Source organism: Paenibacillus sp. SJS-P3 (assembly GCF_056711585.1).
In genome coordinates this window covers 547707-569176 of the sequence record NZ_CM160043.1, presented here as the reverse complement: position 1 = coordinate 569176, position 21470 = coordinate 547707, and the positions used below count along the sequence as shown (strand labels likewise).

Sequence of the window (21470 nt, the reverse complement as noted above, 5' to 3'; positions counted from 1 at the left end):
TTGCCGTTCTCGCGCGCATAATCCAATAAGGAGGACATAGACGATGACATTGCTGAAAAGATCCGCCGCTGCGCTGCTTGCCCCGCTGACGGGGCTGAGTCAGGAGGAAATCGCATCACGGCTGGAATACCCGCCCAATGAAGAAATGGGCGATCTGTCATTGCCCTGCTTCCCGCTGGCCAAGGAGCTGCGCCGCTCCCCAGCGGCGATCGCGGAGGAGCTCGCCCGCCGGCTTAACGGCGAGACCGATGATCCCGCGCCGGCGGTAATGCCGGATGATGCTGGATGGAAATCAGATGCCGGCGCCCTTGCGTCCGAAACCGGCGATGCGCCCATCATTCATTGGCATGCCGATGCCGCCGGCGGCTACTTGAACCTGCGCGCCGAAGGCATCGGCTGGATGGAAGCCCTGCTCCGGGAAGCGGAGTCGCCCGGGCTCGGCCAGCTCTCCGACGGAGCAGGCAAGAAGGTCGTGATCGATTATTCCGCTCCGAACATCGCCAAGCCGTTCAGCATCGGGCATCTGCGCTCGACGGTGATCGGGCGCGCCTTGGCTAACCTGCACCGCGCGGCGGGATGGCGGGTCGAGACCGTCAACCATCTCGGAGACTGGGGCACGCAGTTCGGCAAGCTGATCGCGGCCTACAAGCATTGGGGCAGCCGCGAAGCGCTGGAAGCCGACCCCATCGGCGAGAGCCTGCAGCTCTACGTCCGCTTCCACGAGGAGGCGGATGCCCGTCCCGAGCTTCTCGACGAAGGCCGGGATTGGTTCCGCCGCCTGGAGCAGGGAGACGTGGAAGCACGCGAGCTGTGGTCCTTCTTTATCCGCGAAAGCTTGAAGGAATTCAACCGCTTGTACGCCCGCTTAGGAATCGAGTTCGATCATATTCTCGGGGAAAGCTTCTACAACGACAAGCTGCAGGCCGCCGTCGCCCGGCTCGAGGAGGCCGGACTGCTGGAGGAGAGCGACGGAGCTTCCGTCGTCCGCCTGGATGAGGAGAGCCTGCCCCCCTGCCTCATTCTGAAGTCCGACGGCTCCTCGATCTACGGCACGCGCGATCTGGCCACTGCTCTGTACCGCCGGGAAGCCATGCAGGGCGACAAGCTGCTTTACGTGGTCGGGGCGGAGCAGATCCTTCATTTCACTCAGGTGTTCCGGGTCCTCGACAAGCTCGATTGCTCCTGGAAAGACGTGCAGCGCGTGCATGCGCCGTTCGGCCTGATGAAGATGGACGGCAAGAAAATGTCGACCCGCCGCGGCAAAGTCGTCTTCCTGCAGGATGTGCTCGACGAGGCGGCGCAGCGCGCGCTCGCGGTCATCGACAGCAAGACGCCGGATCTGCCGGACAAGGAGGCCGTTGCGGAGGCGGTCGGCATCGGCGCCGTCGTCTTCGGAGACCTGCGCAACCGCCGCATGCTCGAGGTCGATTTCAATATGGATGAAATGGTCAGCATGGAAGGAGAGACCGGACCTTATCTCCAGTACACGTACGCCCGCGCCGCCAGCCTGCTGCGCAAGGCGGCAAGCCAAGAGCTTGCTCCCGCCGGGCAATCCGGACCGTCCGGCTCCACGCTCGCCAAGGAGCCGGACTTGACGGCCGGCTGCCCCGCGAGGCTGGAGGCTTTATCTGCGCCTGCCGCCAGAGCCTGCCTGATGGCTGTCGGCACCTATGCGGAAGCCATTCGCGGTTCTCTGCGCGAGCACGAGCCGTCGGTTCTGGCCCGCTACCTGCTCGATCTGGCGAAGAGCTTCAACAGGTTCTACAACAGCGAGCGCATTCTGGGGACCGACGAAGGGGCCAGCCTTGCCCGCATCCGTCTCACGGGAGCCGCCGCCTCCGTGCTTAAGCACGGCCTCCATCTGCTGGGCATTCCGACCCCGGAGAGGATCTGACAGCCGGGCGGAGAACGAAGGCCGGGTGGGGAAAGAAGGCCGGACGGGGGAAAAAGGCCGGACGGGGGAAAAAGTCCCGGGTGGAGCAGGGAAGCTTCAGCGGCATTGGAAAGGGAAAATCGCTCCTGCCGACCATTCAGGCAAGGACATCGGGAACCGGGACAAATTTAACTGTAAAGTTCAATTTAACTATTGATTAATATGGACTAAAATGGTAAAATTTGTTTACGAACACATGTCCCCCTGACTTGAAAGGAGCTAGATTCCACCATGCCGGAACGAAAAAACATCTCCCCAGACAAAAAAATGCCTTCTGAGGCGGAGCAGGACGAGCGCGTCCTTCTGCTTGCCAAGCAGCTCCTGCTGAAGCACCGCATCGCCTTCCGCAAGCTGGCGCATCGCTCATGACGACGAAGCTGACGATTCCCCAGCTGATCGGGATCCACATGCTTCATCAGGATACGTTCGGCGTCTTGCCGGGATTCCGCAATCCCGGCTTCCTGCTTCAAATAATAGATCGCCCCTTTCATGAGAGCTTCGGATCCTCGGATTCCGACAGCCTGATCCGACAGGCCGCGCTTTATTGGCATGGACTGGCCCGCTCCTTCGCTTTTCGAGAGGGCAATGCCGCCACGGCGATGCACGCGATGCTCACCTTCCTGCTCGTGAACGGCTGCGAGCTGGAGATCGATGAAGACGATCTCGTCGACGCAGCCATCCGGGCCGCGACCTGGAAGATGGAGCTGGATGAATGCGAAGCTTGGATCCGCGCGCGCTGCCCGGCCGAGCATGCGCTGAAGGCCCCGTCGCCGTCGCTGTCCCCTATGGACAAACCTCTGGCCTGAACCTTATGATAGATGGGATTGTTCCATATTCAGAATCATTCGGGTGCTTGCGCGGACATGTCCGATTCCGCCAGGCTTAATAGGGAAGTCCGGTTGAAGCCGGCGCGGTCCCGCCACTGTGAATGCCGAGCCTCTGCGCATGCAGCCACTGCCTTATGGCGGGAAGGCGCGCACGAGACGATGAAGCTGTAGCCAGGAGACCTGCCCGAATGTCTGCGCATCGATGCTCTTCGGGGGGTGAGAGCGGATGCGGCTGAGCTGCGGCCGACCAATACGGTCTATTTCCGCAGCCCATCTATGGTTACTCTTTCGCCGCCCTCGAGGCGGCTTTTTTCTTTTCGCTCCAAGGCTTGGCTTCTTTGGCGCTAATTCCGTCAAGCTTGCATCTTTTTTCGCTTCCGTGTCCGCCTCCTCAAGCGAAGCGGACGAGATTCGCCTGTTCCGGCGCATGGGAAGCCGCGATGTGCCGGAACCCCCCCGAAGCGGCTACTATTTTAACCGAAGGAAGGTCGATCCGTTTTGAAACGCATGCTTACCCGAGCCTCGCTGTCCTGGATGCTCATGCTCGCCCTTATCGTCTCCCTTCTGCCGGCAGGCGCCGCGCCTGCATCCGCAGCCCCCGATACTGCAGGCGCCCTGCGCCAAGCCGGCCAGACGCTGCTCAAAAGCGGGATCGCGTCGGATTGGGATGCCATCGCCGCCTCTCAAGCCGGCCTCGAGCTCCCGGCGTCCTATGCGGCCGGGCTTGCCAAGACGGTGCGCACGGAAGCCGCCGGCTTCACCAAGGTCACGGACCTGGAGCGTACGGCGATCGCGGTGACCGCGATCGGCGAGGACGCCTCTTCGTTCCAGGGCGTCAATCTGATCGAGCGGATCGCCGCCAACAGCCGCATGACGAACCAGGGCGTCAACGGTCCGATCTATGCTCTGCTTGCGCTGGATTACGGCGCTTATGAAGTGCCTGCCGCCGCGAAGTGGACGCGCGAAGCCCTTGTGGCCGAAGTGCTGAAGCATCAGGCGCAGGACGGAAGCTTCGCTTTCGACGGCGAAAAATCCGGAAACCCCGATCTGACGGGGGCCGCCCTTACCGCGCTTGCTCCTTACCTGGACAAGCCGGAAGCCAAGCAGGCCGGCGAGCGCGTCGTCTCCTGGCTGGCCAAACAGCAGGATAAGGACGGAGGATTCACGAGCTACGGCGAATCCAGCAGCGAAAGCATCGCCCAGATCGTCATCGGCCTCGCCTCCGCGGGCATCGACCCTGCGGACAGCCGTTTCGTCCAAAACGGCAAAGGGCTGCTGGACAAGCTGTTCACGTTCCGCAATGCGGACGGCAGCTTCTCCCACTCCCTGCCGCTGGCTGCCAATGCTTATGGCGCCTATCAGTCCGTCCAGGCTTTGGCCGCCTACGAAAAATTCAAAAACGGCGCCGGAAGGCTGTACGCCAAGCCCGCTCCAAGCGTGACCGTGAGCGTGGAAGGCCCGAACGCCACGCTGCTGGCAAGCGGCGTTACCCGCGCTGTGTATGCGCTGGATGCGCTGACGCAAGCCGCATCGAACGCCAAGCTGGCTGTGGAAGTGAAATCGATGCAGTTCGGCAAATACGTGTCTTCGATCGGCGGCATTGAAGGCGGCAAGTTCGGCGGCTACGACGGCTGGCTGTTCGCCGTTCAGCGCGGCGGAGCCTGGATTACGCCTTCCGTCGGCATGGGAGACTTCGCTCTGCAGAAGGGCGACCGTCTGGCCGTCTTTTATGGAGACAACACGCAGCTGATCAGCTCCGCAGCGGTCAGCCCGCGCCAGCCGCGCGACAACGAAGCCTTCACCGTCCAGGTGAGCCGGCAGACCTGGGATTACACCGCCAACGCCTATACCGTCACCCCCGCTGCCGGAGTGAGCGTGAAAGCCGGCTCCGTGACGGCAACTGCCGATGCATACGGCACGGCAACCTTCCAGGCGATGCCAGCCGGCAGCTATGACCTGACGGTGACGGGCTACAGCGACGCCAAGGCTCCTTCCGTGCTGAAGCATGTCCAGAAGCTGACCGTCGGCTCGACCTCCGCCCTCTTCTCCGACGAGAAGGAGATCGCGGCATGGGCCCGCAATTCCGTCCATGACGGATATGCTTCCGGTCTGATCAGCGGCATCGCCGGCAACGGCACGGCTCCTGCATTCGCGCCGAAGCAGAAGCTGACGCGTGCAGAGTTCGCTTCGCTGATCGTGCGTCTGCTCGGCCTGGAGCCGGCTTCGTCGGCGGGCGCAGCCTTCACCGATGTGAAGGCTGACAGCTGGTACGAGCAGGCTGTGGTCACGGCTTCCGCCAGCGGCATCCTGACCGGCACCGGCGGCGGCAAGTTCCAGCCGGACGCTCCGATCAGCCGCCAGGATATGGCCGTCATTTTCGCCCGCGCCTTGAAGCTTGACCTGTCCGCAGCTCCTGCGGGCGGCATCAAGGACATCTCGTCCGTCTCCGCTTACGCAACTGCTTCCGTGAACGCCGTTCACGGCACCGAGCTGATGGTCGGCGACAAGGACGGCAACTTCAATCCGAAAGCGACCGCAACCCGCGAGATGGCGGCGGTAGCGATTGTGAACGTGTACGAGAGCCTGGCGCAAGCCGCCAACTAACGCTGCTTCAACGAACGACTCCAAGGGCCTTCCATCCGGAAGGCCCTTTTCGGCATGATTCAAACTCATCCCGCTGATCTCAGCCCTGCCGCGGCGAAATCGTCCGGTTTGTAATCGCCAAGCCAGGGAATTACAATGGAGAAAGCTTATTTTTCATTACGGACGCGGCTGCCTTCTCATCCATTCCCGGCGGCGCGCAAAGGAGATTCCCGTGGCTAACTACCGTTGGAGCCGGAAGGCGTTCTGGCTCAGTCCTTTCGTCATCTTTACGCTCTCTCTTGTGTTCAAAATTTACTTGGCCGCCTTCGTCATCTACGGCGGCGAGCATGTATGGCTTCCTCTGCTGACGAGCCTGCCGTCGGTGTGGGCCGCTTATTTCCTGATCGAGCTGCTGGCCAAGAAGCGCAAGCTCATGACGTATCTCATCGTCAACCTGCTGCTGACGACCGTCTATTTCGCCGTCATTATGTATTACAAATATTTCGGCATCATCGTCACTTATCACGCACTCATGCAGATCGGGCAGGTTACAGAGGTGAAAGGCAGCGTCTTCCAGCTGCTCCATCCGTACTTCCTGCTCATCTACGTCGATATTGTCGCCGCATGGCTGCTGCTAGGCTTCAGCGGCAAATTCCGCCGCGCCTGGCGCGGCTTGGCCAACCGCAGGCTGATGCCTTCCTGGATTCCAGCAGCGGGATTCGTCCTGATGCTCGCTGTATGCACGGCCATCGTCTGGCCCAACCGCGGCATCTCCAACGAGCTGGTGCAGAACGAGCGCATGGGCATCCTCAACTACGAGGTGTTCCTGATGGCGACGGCGGGCAACGAGAAGCTCGTTCCCGCCTCAACCGTCACGCAGGAGGCCGTGAACAAGCTCAAGGGGGTGGCGGCTCCGCAGCAGCCGCTCTACGCGGGCGCCGCCAAAGGCCGCAATGTGATCGTCATTCAGCTCGAAGCGTTCCAGAACTTCTTGCTCAATAAAACCGTGGAAGGCAAGGAGATTACGCCGAACCTCAACAAGCTTATCCAAGAGAGCGCGTATTTCCCCCGCTTCTATCAGCAGGCCGGTTCGGGAAACACCTCCGATGCGGAGTTCCTGACCAATACCTCCTTCTACGTGCCGCTGCGCGTGCCTGCGACTCAAGCCTATGCGGGCAAATCCCTCCCCTCGATGCCGAAAGCATTCCAGGCGCAAGGGTATGAAGCGCTGACGTTCCATACGAACGATGTCGCGTTCTGGAACCGCAAGGAGCTGTACAAGGCGCTTGGCTTCAGCCGTTACTACGACACGGAGTTTTTCGGCAGCGAGGACAAGGTCGCGTTCGGCGCTTCGGATGAAGTGCTGTATGCCAAGACGGTGCAGGAACTGGCCAAGCAGCGCGACGAGGGCAAGAAATTCTATGCGATGCTCATCTCCATGTCCTCGCATCATCCATACAACATCCCGGACCGCAAAGTGAAGCTGAAGCTGTCCGACACGTACAAGGACTCCTTCGTCGGGGATTACATCCGCGCCCAGAACTACACGGACTATGCCCTCGGACAGCTGTTCCAGGAGCTGAAGGATGCCGGCTTGTGGGACAACAGCGTCATAGCCATCTATGGCGACCATATGGGATTGCCGATCTACTCGCTGTCCGATAGCGACCTCGATCTGCTGGAGAAGCTCGACGGACGCAAGTACGATTCCTCCCAAATGATGAATATTCCGCTCATCGTAACGGCTCCAGGCCTGCTTCAGGGCTCCGTTCAGACTCAGGTGGGCGGCCAAAGCGACATCTTCCCGACAATCGCGAATCTCGTCGGCCTGCCGATGGAGAACCATCTCCACTTCGGGCAGGATCTGTTCAACCAGCCGAGCAATCTTCTGCCGGAAAGGTACTACCTCCCGTCGGGCTCCTTCATCGACGATAGCGAAATCTTCGTGCCCGGCACCGGCTTCGGCGACGGCAGCCGGTTCATGCTGCCGACCTCAGCCGAAGCTTCCGCCAATGCGGCACGGCTGAATGGAGGCAGCTCGGCGGGGAGCGCCGACAGCGGCTTGAGCTCTGCAGGCGGCCCGGCGGAGAATGCCGGCGGCTTGAGCTCTGCAGGCGGCCCGGCGGAGAATGCCGGCAGCTTGAGCTCTGCAGGCGGCTCGGCGGGGAATGCCGGCGGCGATCAAGGCGCAGCAAGCTCGGGCAGCGACAAAGCAGGCGAAGCCAGTCCCGAGCCAGGCAAGCCGGGCGAGCCTTCCGGCACAGGCGGCACGGCCGGCCTCGGCAACGCTGCCGGAACAGGCGCCAAGCAAGGCAGCGATGGCGCGACACGCGACGAATTCGACCGCGCGCTGCAACTGCTGCGCATGTCGGACAGCTACGTGCGCTCGCTGCCGTCCAACGACAAGGATCCCGAGCCCGAAGATGCAGGCGCGGAATCCCGCAAATCCAAGTAAAATGCGAATGCCCGGCGGATACGGTTCCGCCGGGCATTTTTGTATGCAACGATAGGCAAAGCTTTGTGAAGCCAGACTGCCATTCCGCTGTTCTCGTTCTCTAACGGACATACGTTCCGTTATTTAAAGCAAAATACTCCATATCGCCCGGCTGTCGGACATACGTTCCGCTATTGCGGCCAAGTTCATCGTCATTCCGATAGTAGAACGTCAATAGCGGAACCAATGTCCGATAATTCCCTATTTGGCATGATTTCAGCGAAATAGCGGATCGTATGTCCGTCAACATCAAAAAGCGGCCTCATACCAAGCCACTTATCTCGAACAACCATGCCTCATTTTCAGTAACTGAACGACAGCAAAGTAACTCCCGTCATCGCGTCCACGACAACATTCGTCTCCTGGCTGCCAGCACTTGGATGCTTGCTTCCGGAAGCTGCCGGATCGATGCCGGAGCCGCCAATATCGTCTTGTGCCACGCTGCTTTCAAAGCACACCACATAAACGGGAGTGCGCATGAGCTTGCGGGTTTCACGAAGGACAGGATTGGCCGCTAGAGCCTCTGGAGAGAAGGAGTTGAAATCCGGCTTGCTGATCAGACGATAGACGCAAGAGATGGAGGAGGCCGTCTTGGCCAAATTCGGATAGGCCCATTTGGCATTCTGCACGGCGCGGCCTTGGGAGACGAGATTCAGAGGCGCCTTGTTCTCGACGCCCGGATTCTCGAGCTTGATGCCCAGCTTCTCCAGAAGCGAGTCATCCTGGGCAACGGAGACAGGGATGGCGGAGCCCGCTGCCGCATCCGCGCGGCTGCCTCCGTGGTTGAAGTGCCAGCAGCCCAAAGCGACCAGCAGGCCGACCACGATCAGCCCGACTCCCATCAATCTCGATTGATCTCTCACGGCGCTTCCTCCCTACCCAGAATGGTTTCCGGCTTGTCGGCGGCGCTGGCCCGGACACCCGCTCGTCCACCAGCATATACGGTATTAACGATATTAACGTATTTGCATGAGGCAGGGTTGCTCCGGGTCGGCAAAAGGTCTCTTCCAATCCAGTCCATTTCAGTCCAATCCAGTCCATTTAAGTGCAATCCAGTCCATTTCAGTCCAGTTCGATCCCGATCCCAGAATCGCCATCTTAAACGGCCCTGCGCATGTTTCCATGGAGTTGTTTTATGGGCCTCAACGCTTTTCGACAGGTTTTTCCTATTACCCCAGCCGAGAAAGCATTGAAACGGAATTGCGCCTTTTTGTGGCAAAGATGGGAGCAGAGGAGGATATGGAACTGAAGCCAGCTGGAGCGAAATAGGAAAGAAGCCAAGTATCCCTCCGCTTGGCTTGTCCATTTCTTCCGATGACTCGCTTGGCTTGTCCATTTCTTCCGATGACTCGCTTGGCTTGTCCATTCCTTCCGGCGGCTCGCTTGGTTCTTCCATTCCTTCCGATTACAATCCTAAATTGATCGATCCTCCGCAGCGCAACTACAGATCCTTGCGCTGGAAGCGCCACATGCCAAGCACAAAAGCAACGATCGTATAGGCCAGGGCGTACCAGAGTAATGCCGGAGAAGGGGCCGAGCCGACGCCGAATAGCATCATGATGCTGTCGACCTGCAGACCTGTAAACTGGGCCAGCGAATCCACGTTGAACAGCCGGTCCATCATCGTCCGCTGCAGGCCGTCGGCCGGCATCGCGAGCGACAGCAGCCCCGAGATCGTGCTCAGCGAGCCGCCTACCGTCTCCTGAAGCGAGGCGAGCTGGGCGGCCATCTTGTCGATCATGCCGCCCAGCCATCCGCCGCCGTACAGCATCGTCATGAAAACTCCATTGCCGATCGCGGACAGATAGCCGGAGCCCAGCATCGACACCGACACCAGCAGCGGAACGACGGAGGCGAACAGCAGATAAGCCGTAATAAGCGTGCCCATGTCCCTCGGAACGCCCGCATGCATGCCGGCAACGCCCAATATAGCCGTATACAGCACAAGAGCGTAGCCCATGCCAAAGCTGACGTATCCGAGCCAGCGCCCCGCATACCATTTCCAGCGGGGCATCGGGCGCGGCATCAGCGCCTGCATGACGCCCAGCTCCGCTTCGCCCGATATGACGGAGGAGGAGCTGAAAATGGAGAGGAAAGCAACGACGAACGCTCCGAAGAAAAAGCCCAGGCTGATGATGAACATGCCCCGGCTGTACCTTTCGACCAGAAGCTGCGGATCGTCGGGGGAAAGCCCATAGCCGCGCACTTCTCCGCCGATGGCCGAGGCGATGAACCAGAAGGCGATCAGGAACAGTACGGTCATGAACAGCGTGAGCAGCAGGACGCGCTTGCGCAGCAGCTCCTTCCAAGTCATGCGAAGAATGATGGTCATGCCTTCTCCCCCCTGTGGCTCTTGCCGGAGAGCTCGGTGACGAACCATTCCTCAAGCCTTGTTTTGGCGCGCGCCGATTCGTACAGCGTCATGCCTTGATCCATGATCACCGCATGCAGCCAGCCGGCCTGCTCGTCGTTCTCCAGCTCGACCTCCAGCACGGCGGAGCCGTCCGGTTCGGAGGCTGCGAGCGAGACCGCCAGCCCCGTTTCACCGGTCAGCCAATCCAGCAGCGAGGGGATGAAGCCTCCGACGCGAAGCCTCCAGACTGGCCGCTGCTGGAGCACCTCCTCGACGGTCCCTTGCTGGAGAATGCGGCCGTCGTTGAGCAGCGCGACGCGGTCGCAGAGCGACTCCACATCCTCCATGAGATGGGAGTTGAGGAAGATCGTCTTGCCCTGGGATTTCAATTCATGGAGCAGCTCCCTCACCTCGCTGCGCCCGATGGGATCCATCGCCGAGGAAGGCTCGTCCAGAAACAGAATGCGCGGATCGCCGACCAGCGCGCAGGCAAGGCCCAGCCTCTGCTGCATGCCTTTGGAGTAATTTTTCACCCGGTCCCGCGAGCGCAGGCCGATGCCGACCCGCTCCAGCAGCTGCGGCACCCTCCGGTCCGTCTCGGCCCGGGGAAGACGGCACAGCTGCGCATGCAGGCGCACGACTTCTTCGCCGGTCAGCCACTCCTGGTACCGGTACAGCTCCGGCAAATAACCGATCAGACGGCGGGCGGCAAGGCTCCCGATCGGCTCGCCAAACAGGGAAGCCCGACCTTCCGTAGGGAAGATCAGGCCGACCAGCATTTTGACGCAGGTGCTTTTGCCCGCGCCGTTGGGACCGAGGAAGCCGAAGGCTTCCCCTTCCCTGACGTTGATCGATACATCGCTGCAGCCGCGGCCGTTGTCGAACCGCTTCGTCAGCCCTTCGGTCTGGATGGCGGTCACGCGCTGACCAGCTCCTGCAGCTTGGCCTTGAACGCGTCCAGCTTGCCGGCGAACAGGCTGCCTCCGTCCATCGTGAACAGCTGGCCGTCCTTGACCCAGGTAGCCGAATAACGGTCCTTGCCGTTGTCGCTGTAATTGAACTTGCTCAGGATGACGGAGATGCCCTGAACCGTGATGTTCTCCGACTTCCCGTCCGTGATGACCGGCATGACGAGGTTGCCCGTGGAGAGGAACTCGCTCTGCTGAAGCCCGGCCCGCAGCGATTGCGGCAGCAGCGGGAACTGCAGCACCGCATCCCTTGCATCCTCCAGGCCTATGCCGGGCTCCACCTCGACGGTCGGCACGAGCTGCTGCGAGATCGAAGCGTATTGTCCGTTCTCTCCGTTGGCCAGATCGTAGGAAACGGTTTTGCTCGTCTCGAGCTTCACTTCCTTGCCGTCTACGGATGCCGGCATCAGCTTGGACGCGCCCATCTGCTTCATCACTTTGTTGATTTCGTCCACGTTCATCTTGAGCGTCACCGTCTGTCCTCCGGAGATGAAGAACGCCTCCTGCTTGCCCGTCAAGCTCTCGGGCAGCATCGTGAAGTTCAGCTCGGCCGAAGCCTGCTCGCGGCTCAGATTGTCCTTGTAGCGTTCCGACTCCGACGTAAACGTCCCGAACCGGTTGATGGCCTCGCGGACTTGGCCGTCCGAGAAGGATTGAAACATCCGCTGCAGCTCGTTCTCGTCCACGCTGACGACCTGCTCCATGCGGAACTGGCCGAGAATGGACGCGAGCGCCTTGTTGCCGGCCGGCGTTGCCGCCGCCGTCACCACGATCAGCGCTGCTGCCGCGACAGTCGTCCAGCGGCGGGCACGGCCGCCCATCCGGCGGCGCGGCTTGGCGTTCGCCGATGCTGCCGTCTTGACGCGATCCTCAGCGCCGATATCAGCTGCCGTCGCGATCTTGAGCCCGCTGCCGCTGGCAGCCTCGGCAGACGGGGCGTCCTGAACCGTACCGGCAGCCCCCGCTGCCGCCATTCCGCCTTCGCGATCCCATTTGTCCCATGAAGCATGAGGCTGCTCTCCCGCCATTGCGGCCTGCATCCGCAGCCAAGCCTCGTCCGTTTTTTTCTTCTCTCTGTCTGTATCTTTCCGTTGTTCCGTCATATTGGACCCATCCTCCTTCAATCAGGCTCATCCTGATTCGTCTTAGAAGCGTGGTGAAAAATAGCTGACCTGCGGTCGGAATGGGTCTCCAATCGCTGTTGTAGTTCTGATTTCACTGAATGTACAAGGGATCAGCAGTTGAAATCAGACTACAAAGGCGAACGCTGACGCTTTTCCGACTCCACTTACGACCCTTCGGTCATTTTTTCACAACGCTTTTAGCGTAATTCCGCTTTCGGCTGAACCGACCCGAGCCCCGCCGGGCTTGTCAGGGCCATGCCCTCATCTCCCTGCCGCTGTTCGGCAGCCGCCGCGCATTTGCGCAGCCTCTCCATCGCCCTCGCCAGCAGGGTGCCTACGACCGGCTGCCGCACCGACAGCTCCTCCGCTATCTCCGCGTAGCTGTATCCGGAGTACCGGAGCAGAAGCGCCCGGCGGTCCCGCTCGGGCAGCCCCTCCAGCCAGTCGCGCACCTCTTCCTGATCGAGCCTGCGCATCAGCTCGTCCTCGCCGGACGGGCTTGAAATCCCATCTACCGCGATTTGCTGCTCCTGCCGTTCAGCCAGCCTGCGCTGCCTTGCGGCGCTTCCCATATAGTCGTAAGCGAGCCTCGTCGCAACCCGGTGCAGCCATGCTCCGGCCGCCTCCAGGCTGTCCGGCGGCTGCCGGTACATTTTCAGAAACGTTTCCTGGGCCAGATCCTCCGCCACCGCCTCGTCGCGCAGAAGCGCGGTCAGCTTGCGAAGAACGGCCGGATGATGCTCATAGAACAACTGCTTGAACGTTGCCGATTCCGGAATCGTCAAAGGTCCCATCCTCCTTTCTTGCTGCAGCTGTATTAAAGACGAATGCCGTCGAGCAAATGTATCAGCCCCGGGGGAATTAAACTTATCCGGCTTCCTTCCGCCGCTTTCCTCCCCTTTCCTTCCTTTGGCTGCCTTTCCTGAATTTTGACAAGGCCTTGCGCATTCCCCATAATGTAAACTGAATCTTAAATCTGACATTTTACGTAATGTTTTACTTATAAAATGTTAAGAAGGGAAGGTTTGACTTTGCAGAGAAATCGGTTTACCCGGATGTTCTCCAGCCGGCCTTTTTTGTTCTTTTCCATCATCATTCTGCTCAAATGCATGCTGACCTGGTTCGTGGTCTTCGACGACGGCCCGTCGTGGGCGATTCTCGTGACGGAGCTCCCGTTCGCATGGCTGATCTTCGGCCTGCTGGAGATGTTCGCAGGCAAGCGCAAGCTGATCTATTACGTCATTGCGGACGCCGCACTGACCGGCATCCTCTTCTCTGTCTTCATGTACCATAAATATTACGGGGTCATCGCCACCTGGCACGCGCTCCAGCAGGTCAACCAGGTGACGGCGGTCAGCAACAGCGTCTTCTCGCTGATGGATCCCTACTATACGCTGATCTTCCTCGATATCATCGTCCTGGCCGTCATTCTGATCCGCAAGCGGCGAGAGCTGCTGAACAAGCCCGCCGCGCGCTTCAATCGGCGAAAAGCCGTGTTCGCCGGGGTCGCAGTGCTGTCCTTTGCCCTGTGCCTGTTCAATATCGTGCCGAACCGCGCCAGCATGAACGAGCACACCAAAGCCGAGGAGATGGGCATCCTGAGCTACGAGGCGTTCGCGCTCGTGGACCGGGGACAGACGGAGCTGGAAGACCCGGAGAAAGTGACGCAAGCCCGCATCGACGAGCTCAAGGGCATTGATTCGGATCAGAAGTCCGCATTCCAAGGCGCTGCACAAGGCAAGAACATCATCGTCCTGCAGCTGGAATCGTTCCAGAACTTCCTGATCGGCCTTGAGCTGGACGGGCGCGAGGTAACTCCGAACCTCAACAAGCTGGCGCAGGAAAGCCTGTACTTCAACAACTTTCATCAAATGGTCGGCCAGGGCAATACCTCCGACGCGGAGTTCGTCGTCAATACGAGCTTCTATATCCCGCGCAGCGGAGCTGCGACGATGTCCTATGCCTACAAGGAAGTTCCGAGCCTGCCCAAGCTGCTGAAAAAGCAGGGCTATCAATCCGCGACCTTCCATACGAACGTCGTTGACTTCTGGAACCGCCGCGAGCTGTACAAGGCGGTCGGCTTCGACCGGTTTTACGACCAAGAGTTTTTCGGCAAGGACAACCAGGTGTTCTTCGGCGCCGACGACGAGACGCTGTATGCCAAGTCGGTCGGCAAGCTCAAGGAGATGAGCGGCGAGGGCAAGCCGTTCTATGCCCAGATCATCTCGATGACGGCCCACCATCCGTTCACGCTTCCGGAAGGGCTGAGCCGCTTCGAGCTTCCGGATCGGTACGAGAACACGTTTGTCGGCGATTATATCGCCTCCCAAAGCTATGCCGACTACGCCTTCGGCAAGCTGGTGGAGGAGCTCGAGGCGGCGGGACTGTGGGAGGATTCCCTCCTCGTCGTCTACGGCGACCATCAAGGACTTCCGCTCTATTCCCTCGACCGCAAGGACAAGGAGCTCATGCAAGAAATTCTGAACCATGAATACGGCTACCCGGACATGATCAACGTTCCGCTCCTTCTCTCGCTTCCTGGCGCCCTTCAAGGGACCGAGCTGGATACGCTCGGCGGCCAGGTCGACCTGCTTCCGACCATCGCGGGCCTTGCGGGAGCATCGCTGGACGGACAGCTTCATTTCGGCCAAGATCTGCTCAGCCAAACGCAAAACATCCTGCCGCAGCGCTATTATCTGCCTTCCGGCACGCTGCTCAGCGGCAGCTCGATGTACATTCCCGGCATCGGGTACGACGACGGCAGCCGCTATCCGCTGAAGTCGGGCGTCCCTGCCGCAGGCTCCGACGAGGACGCCTACAATCGGGCGCTGGAGCTGCTCCGCCTGTCGGACAGCTATATGGAAGCCTTGCCGGAGCATGGAGGCGTTCAGCGCTGACTTCCACACTCCTTATCGATGCCGCCAAGATGACCGTCCTGCGGACGCTCGATCTGGACGGCGTCAGCGTCGCCGTAGCGGAGGATGACAAGAAGCTCTACGATATATTCGAAGTCGATCCGAAGAAGGATACCTGGCGTCATATCTTTTACTTGTGGGAACAGGACGGAATCTATTCCACCGCCGTCTTCCTCGGCCTGGAACCTAATCAGGAAGAGAACATCAAGTCGCTGATCCACGCTCCAGCCATGGATGAAAAAAAAAGCATGACCGCAATCGGCCGCTCCTCTGGGGGCGGCCTTCTTGCGTTTTTTCCAGCCGTCGCGGTTGCCCGCGCCTCCGGCAGGGTTAATTGTAAGTAGGAATCCACAGAAGGGGTGATGGCGGATGCTGGGCAAGCTGATGAATCTGCTGGGAGAGCCGGCGAAGATCGGCGACGGAGAAAAGAAATACGAAGGGGAACCGTTCTATAGGGAGCTTGCATCTACCGAGGCCGGGCTGCTTCCGGGGATGCCGGCAGAACTCGCCGAGGAGGAGCGCAGGCTCGAGGAGGCCTTGCCTGAGGAATGGCTGCTGCAGGTGCGCGAAACGGTGCTGCGCGCCAACCCCGAGCTGACGGATGAGAAATACAGCTGGATGGAACGGGAGCTCAAACGTCATTTTTTGCTCATCGGCCTGCTCCGCCGCATCTCCTTGTACAGTGCTGAAGCAGGTCTGATCTGGCGGGAGCTGGCCTTATTCGAGCAAGAGTACCAGCATTTCTGCGAGAGTTACGCCGGTTATTATATTCAAGTGCAGACAGCCGTAGCCGTCCCCTCTCCGTCTCCCTCGTCCGACAGCGCGGAGAGAGCCTGCTTCGAGCTTCTGTACATGCTTCTGTTCCCTGTCGAGGCTGAGAACGAGCTGCTGCTCGGCCCTTTCCATCGCCACAAGCTGAGCCCGCAGCTTCTCGATGAGCTGCATGACCGGGAGCTGCCGCAATGCAGCGCGCTCGGATTTGTTGAAACTTCACGCGAAAGCCGTGCCGCCGTTGCGGAGAGTCTCACCTCCTCGCTTCGGGACCGGTACGAGGCCGCCCGGGAATGCAGCGCCGCGCGCAGGCTTTCCGAGCCTCATGCCTCCGACCCCGCGACGGTGCTGCTGACGAGCAGCCTTGCCGGAGAGAGGTTCCCGTTCGATGCCGACGAGCAGCTGGAAGCTCCGGAGGCCGAGCATGGACGGCCGGGCGCTCCGCAAGGCTCTGCCCGGGCGAGCCAAAAAGGCCCTCGGCCATGACGGACATGGCCGGGACCTTGCTGTTTAGCTTCTCCTGGCAACGAAGAGCTGCGGATTACTTGGAGTCGGGGCCGCCGAGCAGTCCGAGCAGCTGCGGCGGAATCTGGAGGCCGCGGCGCTCTCCCTCGCCGAACAGCGCCGGCAGGAAGTCGCCTTCTTCCTCTTCTTCCTCCTGCAGGGACTGGACTTCCCGATGCAGCCGCTCCATCTTGAGGTCCAGCGCAGCGGCCGAGTCCGCCGCCTCCTTGAGCTCGCGAAGCAGATGCTCGGGAACGGCTTTGTTGTATTTGTAATACAGCTTGTGCTCGAGGCTTGCCCAGAAATCCATCGCAATCGTGCGGATCTGCACCTCGACGAGCACCTTCTCCTGACGATCCGACATGTAGACCGGCACCTCGATCAGAAGATGGAAGCTCTGATAGCCGTTTGGCTTGGGATGAGCGATATAATCCTTGACCTGCACGATGGCGAGATCCTTCTGCACCTTGAGCATGTCGTGGATCAGGTAAATATCGGATACGAACGAGCAGGTGATCCGAAGGCCGGCGATATCCTGGATCTTCTCCTTGATCGCGGGCAGCGAGAACTCGCAATTTTTGCGGTAGATCTTGTTCATGATGCTTTCAGGCGATTTCACGCGCGACTTCGTATGCTCGATCGGATTGTAGTCGTGGAGAAGCTGGAATTCCTCCTTGAGGATTTCGATCTTCGTCTCCATCTCGTCCAGGGCGAACTTGTACATCATCATGAAGCGGGTAATGTCGTTCTTCAGCTTCTTGAATGGCTGCAGCTGCGAAGAGTTCATGGATGGCTCCTTGCCCGGCCGCTTGGGCCGCTTTGATCCCCCTTATCATCTCACAATACGCCCCCTGATTTCAAAAAAACGGTCCGGGCGCGCCTGAAGCCGTCCCGTCTGGATATGGCAGCCCCAGCGCGCACGGGGAAGCGGCCTGCCGGAAAGGCCGGAAGATCCTTCAACGGGAGCAGCGCTCCGCCCCCGTCCGCGGAAGCCGAGCGCTTTGCAGCGTCTTGGCGCCAAACTTTCCATGAAAGGGATTTAATCTTCTCCTGTCATCGCCAGGCCCGGACACAGAAGCAGAGGTTAGCAAATAAACAATCTATTTTCCGTCCATCCGGCAATTCCGGCAGGAGTTTCCGCTTTTTGGGGTAATCTACTTCATAGATCTATTTCCACACTGAATCATCCCAGGAGGTGACTGTCGAAATGAACATGGACCGTTATCGGGTCGGAAGCGACAACAAGCTCAGGCTGAAAAGCTACGATCCCGAAGATACCGCCGGATTCGAGGACAAGGAAGAAGTTGAGGAGAAATTCAGAGACCTGCTGGAGAGGCTGGCCGAGCAGCAGGACCGCCTCTTCGCCTCCCGCAGCGACGGCGTTCTCGTCGTTCTCCAGGGCATGGACTGCAGCGGCAAGGACGGCGTCATCAAGAAGGTGTTCGGAGGCATCAATCCCGGCGGCTTCCGCGCCTACAGCTTCAAGAAGCCGACCGAGGAGGAGAGCGCCCACGATTTTCTCTGGCGCACCCACAAGGATGTCCCAGCCAAAGGCTACATGGCCGCCTTCAACCGTTCCTACTATGAAGAGGTGCTCATCACGCGCGTGCATGGCCACGTGAGCGACAAGGAAGCGCGCCGCCGCCTGAAGCAGATCCGGCACTTCGAGGAGATGCTGACGACGCAGAACGTGCTCGTCGTGAAGATCTTCCTGCATATCTCTCCCGAATTCCAGCTGGAGAAGATCCGGGACCGGATGGAGAATCCGGAGAAGCTGTGGAAGTTCGATCCGACTGATCTTCAGGAGCGGCAGTACTGGAAGGAATACACCTCCGCCTATGAGGATGCGATCCGCCGGACGGCGACCGACGGCTGCCCATGGCATATCGTCCCGTCCAACAACCGCTGGTTCCGGAATTATCTTGTGCTTCGCATTCTTGTGGAGGAGCTGGAGAAGCTCGGTCTGGAATATCCGAAGCCGGAGCTGGATTTATCCGCTTTTCCGATCGAGGAATCCAGCCTGGAAAAAATAGAGGCGGAAACCTGAAAACAAGCAATCGTCCCTCCTTATTCTTGCGTGATGCACAGGGCATTCATTCGTACATCTATGCTGATTCGCTTGCAGGTTTATTTTATCAAACATCTGGCGCAGCCATTCCCGACCGATGGGAGGAAACCGCTAAACTGCCGGCGAATTCGGTAACGCTGGCTGCCGGCAAGCATGAAAGCATTCGGAGCAGTTGGAAGGAACCAGCTGCGTCGGACTGGCATGGCCTGACTTGAAAGAGGAGGAATTCAATGACAAATGGGATGGAATCGGCGATGACGGCCAAGCCGATCATCGAACGGGAACGATGGCAGGAGATGGGCGATGAACAGCTGGTTACGGCTTGCATCGGGCCATTGCTCGCCCAGCTGCGCGGAGCTTCGGAAGGGGATAAAGCAGCCGCCTATCGCAGCCTTTCACCGGAAAGGCAGAATATTTTCATGCTGCGGGTGCTGGACGGCCATGCCCGCGGCTCGGCCTGGGAGTATTATGCCTGGACCGGGCTGCTGCTTCAGTCGCCGGAGCAGTGGGCTGCCATTCTGGCGGCGCTGAGGCGGATCGGATCGCTTGAGCTGCTTGAAGCGGTCGCGGATACGGCAGCTGTGCATCGCAAGCGGATCGGCGAAAATGCCATCGGCGCCGAAGCATCCGAGCTCCGTGAAGCCGACGGGCCGCCCAAGCCCCTCCCCGCGGCCAAAGCATCGGATCTCGACAACGATTCCGAGCTGGCGGCGGAAATCGCCGGTCTCTATGAACTGTACCGCTCCCTTGTTCCCGAAGCCTACAAGCTGGCTGCGGAATCGATCCGCCGCGAGCCGCAGGCCTATCTATCCCATGAGCTCAGCTGAAGCGCCTTGAATAGATCATCGCCTCTTCGCCCATTCTACCGAGTGGAAGGAGGGGGCCATATGAGCACAGCTAAAAACCGCCGTGAAAGCAATTGGAAGCAGCGCAAGCAAAACCAGCAGCCGCACGGCAAAATCAAATCGCTCGAGGAATATGCCGACGAGCTCGGCGTTTCCCAGGCTGAAGGCGTGTCTTCGTCTCAGCCGCCGACCCCGTAAGGTCCCCTTGTCCAGCCCGCGCCGCCCTCTATGGCAGCGCGGGTTTTTCATGCTAAAATAGGTCTTAAAGCTGCCGGAGCGCAGGAATTGAAAGGAAGACGACCCATGAACGACACGCTGCTGTCCTATACTCTCACCGATGCTTCGCTTGACGATCTCCCCGCCATCGTGGCCATTTACAACACGACCATACCCGGAAGGATGGTGACGGCGGATCTGGAGCCGATCTCGACCGACGCCCGAATCCAGTGGTTTCACGAGCACTCGGCGGAGCGCCGTCCGCTGTGGGTGCTGAAGGACGGCGAACATATCGTGGCTTGGCTGAGCTTCCAGTCCTTCCATCCGCGCGCAGCCTATGACGGCACCGCCGAAATCAGCATCTATCTGTCGGAGGCTCTGCGCGGCCAAGGAATCGGGGGGTCGCTCCTGCGGAAGGCTATGGAAGCGTGCCCGGCGATCGGCGTCCATACGCTGGTCGGCCTCGTGTTCGGGCATAACGAACCGAGCCTTCGCCTGTTCGAGAAGCATGGCTTCGGACAGTGGGGACGCCTCCCGGATGTCGCCATCCTGGACGGAATCAGCCGCGACCTTGTGTACGTGGGCCGCAAGGTTTAACGAGCGGAACCTCGGCAAGCGGCTGCTTGCTCGACGATCTCGCCGACCTTCTTTTTCGGCATTCATTTGTCCAGCCAAAAAGCCGTCTGGAAATGAAGGGACCATTAAAGGCCCTTCATTTCCAGACGGCCAGTTTCAGGTTCTACGGGCTGATGCTTTCTCCCCGAGATCGACTCAACCGATCCGGACCACCTTGCGACCTTCGGAGCGTCCGGCAATCAAAGCCTGAGCCGCTTCAGGAACATCGTTCAGCTCCACCTCGCGGATGAGCCGCTCCAGGCCGCGGGGCTTCAGATCTCCTGCCATCCGATTCCATAGCTTGGTCCGCAGCTCCTGCGGCGCCCACACCGAATCGATGCCGCAGAGCTGCACTCCCCGCAGGATGAACGGGAAGACGCTTCCGGTCAGCTCCGAGCCTCCCGTCAAGCCGCAGCAGGCAGCTGTTCCGCCGTATTGGATCCGGCTCAGCACATTCGTCAGCATCGCCCCGCCTACGCAGTCGACCGCTCCCGCCCACCGCTGCTTGTCCAGCGGCCGCTGCTCTGCCGGCAGCAGCTCCTCGCGGTCCAGTATCCGGGCTGCTCCGAGCTCCCTCAGCAAGCCGGCGGCTTCCGGCTTGCCGGATACAGCCTCGACTTCATAGCCGAGTCCTGCCAGCATGGAGACGGCGAGCGTGCCCACGCCGCCGCTGGCTCCGGTCACGACGACCGGGCCGCTGCCCGGCTTCACGCCTCCGTCCTCCAGCTTCTGAATGGACATCGCAGCCGTCAATCCCGCTGTTCCGAGAGCCATCGCTTCGCGCGGTGTCAGCCCTTTTGGGAGCGGCACTGCCCACTCCGCCGGTATGCGGGCGTATTCCGAATACCCTCCATGCTGGCTCACGCCGAAACCATGGCCTGTGACAATCACCTTTGTTCCTGGCGGCAGCTTGCGTTCGGAGCTTTTCTCCACGACGCCTGCCGCATCGATTCCGGGGATCAGAGGATACCGGCTGACGATCCGCCCGTCCGGCTCAAGGGCGAGCGCATCCTTATAGTTGATGCTGGAGTAAGCTACCCGGATCAACAAGTCCCCTTCCGGCAGCTTCGCCTCTTCCATCGTCTGCACGGCCGCCTCCACGTCTTCATCCTGCTTGTCCACGATCAGCGCTCTGAATTGAAGCATGACGTCCCCTCCCTGGAATATGATGACCACTTAAGATTACCCTTATTTTCCTCCCGCAGCCGCACGGGGTCAAGACCAGCCTCTTCTAATGGAGGATAGCCCGAAAAG

20 protein-coding genes and 1 riboswitch are annotated in these 21470 nt (G+C 60.1%); of the genes, 12 read left to right on the top strand and 8 right to left on the bottom strand.

Annotated features, from left to right (window positions below):
• The first annotated feature begins 43 nt into the window (after positions 1 to 43).
• The 5 genes from argS (at position 44) to AC06G8_RS02550 (ending at position 7798) form a co-directional block, all read left to right on the top strand.
• Positions 44 to 1894, top strand: coding sequence for an arginine--tRNA ligase (gene argS, locus AC06G8_RS02570; RefSeq protein ID WP_480284329.1), 1851 nt, complete (start codon positions 44 to 46; stop codon positions 1892 to 1894).
• A 270-nt stretch (positions 1895 to 2164) separates the two neighbouring features.
• Positions 2165 to 2302 (top strand): hypothetical protein, encoded by a 138-nt coding sequence (locus tag AC06G8_RS02565; RefSeq protein ID WP_447663660.1) that lies wholly within the window; start codon positions 2165 to 2167, stop codon positions 2300 to 2302.
• Positions 2299 to 2739, top strand: a complete 441-nt coding sequence (locus tag AC06G8_RS02560; protein WP_480284328.1) for a type II toxin-antitoxin system death-on-curing family toxin — start codon at positions 2299 to 2301, stop codon at positions 2737 to 2739. Before AC06G8_RS02565 ends, AC06G8_RS02560 begins: the two co-directional genes overlap by 4 nt.
• A 24-nt stretch (positions 2740 to 2763) precedes the next feature.
• Positions 2764 to 2962: riboswitch (cobalamin riboswitch) on the top strand.
• Between the two features lie 305 nt (positions 2963 to 3267).
• Entirely contained in the window at positions 3268 to 5364 is a 2097-nt protein-coding gene (locus AC06G8_RS02555) for an S-layer homology domain-containing protein (RefSeq protein ID WP_480285372.1), read from the top strand.
• A 211-nt stretch (positions 5365 to 5575) separates the two neighbouring features.
• Positions 5576 to 7798: an LTA synthase family protein gene (locus tag AC06G8_RS02550; protein WP_480284327.1), complete on the top strand. Its 2223-nt coding sequence runs from the start codon at positions 5576 to 5578 to the stop codon at positions 7796 to 7798.
• Between the two features lie 341 nt (positions 7799 to 8139).
• Here AC06G8_RS02550 and AC06G8_RS02545 read toward each other — a convergent pair whose 3' ends face one another.
• From AC06G8_RS02545 to AC06G8_RS02520, 6 genes are all read right to left on the bottom strand, one after another.
• On the bottom strand, positions 8140 to 8700 hold the full coding sequence (locus AC06G8_RS02545) for a hypothetical protein (RefSeq protein WP_447663654.1): 561 nt from the start codon (positions 8698 to 8700) through the stop codon (positions 8140 to 8142).
• Entirely contained in the window at positions 8697 to 9233 is a 537-nt protein-coding gene (locus AC06G8_RS02540; protein ID WP_480284326.1) for a hypothetical protein, read from the bottom strand. The genes AC06G8_RS02545 and AC06G8_RS02540 overlap by 4 nt, the downstream gene beginning before the upstream one ends.
• A gap of 45 nt (positions 9234 to 9278) precedes the next feature.
• Positions 9279 to 10169 carry an ABC transporter permease subunit gene (locus tag AC06G8_RS02535; protein ID WP_480284325.1) on the bottom strand — a complete coding sequence of 297 codons (891 nt, stop codon included), beginning with the start codon at positions 10167 to 10169 and terminating at the stop codon, positions 9279 to 9281.
• On the bottom strand, positions 10166 to 11110 hold the full coding sequence (locus AC06G8_RS02530; protein ID WP_480284324.1) for an ABC transporter ATP-binding protein: 945 nt from the start codon (positions 11108 to 11110) through the stop codon (positions 10166 to 10168). The genes AC06G8_RS02535 and AC06G8_RS02530 overlap by 4 nt, the downstream gene beginning before the upstream one ends.
• A complete protein-coding gene (locus AC06G8_RS02525; RefSeq protein WP_480284323.1) occupies positions 11107 to 12261 on the bottom strand; it encodes a hypothetical protein in 1155 nt (384 codons plus the stop codon). Before AC06G8_RS02525 ends, AC06G8_RS02530 begins: the two co-directional genes overlap by 4 nt.
• Before the next feature lie 218 nt (positions 12262 to 12479).
• On the bottom strand, positions 12480 to 13067 hold the full coding sequence (locus AC06G8_RS02520) for a sigma-70 family RNA polymerase sigma factor (RefSeq protein ID WP_480284322.1): 588 nt from the start codon (positions 13065 to 13067) through the stop codon (positions 12480 to 12482).
• Positions 13068 to 13313: 246 nt separating this feature from the next.
• Here AC06G8_RS02520 and AC06G8_RS02515 point away from each other — a divergent pair, with 246 nt between their 5' ends.
• Genes AC06G8_RS02515 through AC06G8_RS02505 form a run of 3 tightly spaced genes read left to right on the top strand, consistent with a single transcriptional unit; the run spans position 13314 to position 16454 of the window.
• The gene (locus tag AC06G8_RS02515; RefSeq protein WP_480284321.1) at positions 13314 to 15179 is read left to right on the top strand and encodes an LTA synthase family protein; all 1866 of its coding nucleotides are present in this window, start codon (positions 13314 to 13316) and stop codon (positions 15177 to 15179) included.
• A gap of 29 nt (positions 15180 to 15208) precedes the next feature.
• Entirely contained in the window at positions 15209 to 15541 is a 333-nt protein-coding gene (locus tag AC06G8_RS02510) for a hypothetical protein (RefSeq protein WP_480284320.1), read from the top strand.
• 25 nt (positions 15542 to 15566) lie between these two features.
• Complete coding sequence (locus AC06G8_RS02505; protein WP_480284319.1) at positions 15567 to 16454, top strand: hypothetical protein; 888 nt, start codon at positions 15567 to 15569, stop codon at positions 16452 to 16454.
• A gap of 55 nt (positions 16455 to 16509) precedes the next feature.
• Here AC06G8_RS02505 and AC06G8_RS02500 read toward each other — a convergent pair whose 3' ends face one another.
• Entirely contained in the window at positions 16510 to 17259 is a 750-nt protein-coding gene (locus AC06G8_RS02500; RefSeq protein WP_447663641.1) for a GTP pyrophosphokinase, read from the bottom strand.
• Between the two features lie 420 nt (positions 17260 to 17679).
• Here AC06G8_RS02500 and AC06G8_RS02495 point away from each other — a divergent pair, with 420 nt between their 5' ends.
• The 4 genes from AC06G8_RS02495 (at position 17680) to AC06G8_RS02480 (ending at position 20198) form a co-directional block, all read left to right on the top strand.
• Complete coding sequence (locus AC06G8_RS02495) at positions 17680 to 18519, top strand: PPK2 family polyphosphate kinase (RefSeq protein ID WP_447663639.1); 840 nt, start codon at positions 17680 to 17682, stop codon at positions 18517 to 18519.
• Between the two features lie 251 nt (positions 18520 to 18770).
• Positions 18771 to 19367 (top strand): hypothetical protein, encoded by a 597-nt coding sequence (locus AC06G8_RS02490; protein WP_480284318.1) that lies wholly within the window; start codon positions 18771 to 18773, stop codon positions 19365 to 19367.
• Positions 19368 to 19427: 60 nt separating this feature from the next.
• Positions 19428 to 19583: a DUF6254 family protein gene (locus AC06G8_RS02485; protein WP_447663636.1), complete on the top strand. Its 156-nt coding sequence runs from the start codon at positions 19428 to 19430 to the stop codon at positions 19581 to 19583.
• A gap of 105 nt (positions 19584 to 19688) precedes the next feature.
• Positions 19689 to 20198 (top strand): GNAT family N-acetyltransferase, encoded by a 510-nt coding sequence (locus tag AC06G8_RS02480; protein WP_447663635.1) that lies wholly within the window; start codon positions 19689 to 19691, stop codon positions 20196 to 20198.
• A gap of 174 nt (positions 20199 to 20372) precedes the next feature.
• Here AC06G8_RS02480 and AC06G8_RS02475 read toward each other — a convergent pair whose 3' ends face one another.
• The gene (locus tag AC06G8_RS02475; RefSeq protein WP_480284317.1) at positions 20373 to 21362 is read right to left on the bottom strand and encodes an oxidoreductase; all 990 of its coding nucleotides are present in this window, start codon (positions 21360 to 21362) and stop codon (positions 20373 to 20375) included.
• Positions 21363 to 21470: the final 108 nt, after the last annotated feature.

Excerpts from the sequence above, each read along its gene's own strand:
- argS (WP_480284329.1), top strand. The coding sequence starts at position 44 with ATGACATTGCTGAAAAGATCCGCCGCTGCGCTGCTTGCCCCGCTGACG.
- AC06G8_RS02565 (WP_447663660.1), top strand. The coding sequence starts at position 2,165 with ATGCCGGAACGAAAAAACATCTCCCCAGACAAAAAAATGCCTTCTGAG.
- AC06G8_RS02560 (WP_480284328.1), top strand. The coding sequence starts at position 2,299 with ATGACGACGAAGCTGACGATTCCCCAGCTGATCGGGATCCACATGCTT.
- AC06G8_RS02555 (WP_480285372.1), top strand. The coding sequence starts at position 3,268 with ATGCTTACCCGAGCCTCGCTGTCCTGGATGCTCATGCTCGCCCTTATC.
- AC06G8_RS02540 (WP_480284326.1), bottom strand. The coding sequence starts at position 9,233 with ATGGAAGAACCAAGCGAGCCGCCGGAAGGAATGGACAAGCCAAGCGAG.
- AC06G8_RS02535 (WP_480284325.1), bottom strand. The coding sequence starts at position 10,169 with ATGACCATCATTCTTCGCATGACTTGGAAGGAGCTGCTGCGCAAGCGC.
- AC06G8_RS02525 (WP_480284323.1), bottom strand. The coding sequence starts at position 12,261 with ATGACGGAACAACGGAAAGATACAGACAGAGAGAAGAAAAAAACGGAC.
- AC06G8_RS02510 (WP_480284320.1), top strand. The coding sequence starts at position 15,209 with ATGACCGTCCTGCGGACGCTCGATCTGGACGGCGTCAGCGTCGCCGTA.
- AC06G8_RS02505 (WP_480284319.1), top strand. The coding sequence starts at position 15,567 with ATGCTGGGCAAGCTGATGAATCTGCTGGGAGAGCCGGCGAAGATCGGC.
- AC06G8_RS02500 (WP_447663641.1), bottom strand. The coding sequence starts at position 17,259 with ATGAACTCTTCGCAGCTGCAGCCATTCAAGAAGCTGAAGAACGACATT.
- AC06G8_RS02495 (WP_447663639.1), top strand. The coding sequence starts at position 17,680 with ATGAACATGGACCGTTATCGGGTCGGAAGCGACAACAAGCTCAGGCTG.
- AC06G8_RS02490 (WP_480284318.1), top strand. The coding sequence starts at position 18,771 with ATGACAAATGGGATGGAATCGGCGATGACGGCCAAGCCGATCATCGAA.
- AC06G8_RS02485 (WP_447663636.1), top strand. The coding sequence starts at position 19,428 with ATGAGCACAGCTAAAAACCGCCGTGAAAGCAATTGGAAGCAGCGCAAG.
- AC06G8_RS02480 (WP_447663635.1), top strand. The coding sequence starts at position 19,689 with ATGAACGACACGCTGCTGTCCTATACTCTCACCGATGCTTCGCTTGAC.
- AC06G8_RS02475 (WP_480284317.1), bottom strand. The coding sequence starts at position 21,362 with ATGCTTCAATTCAGAGCGCTGATCGTGGACAAGCAGGATGAAGACGTG.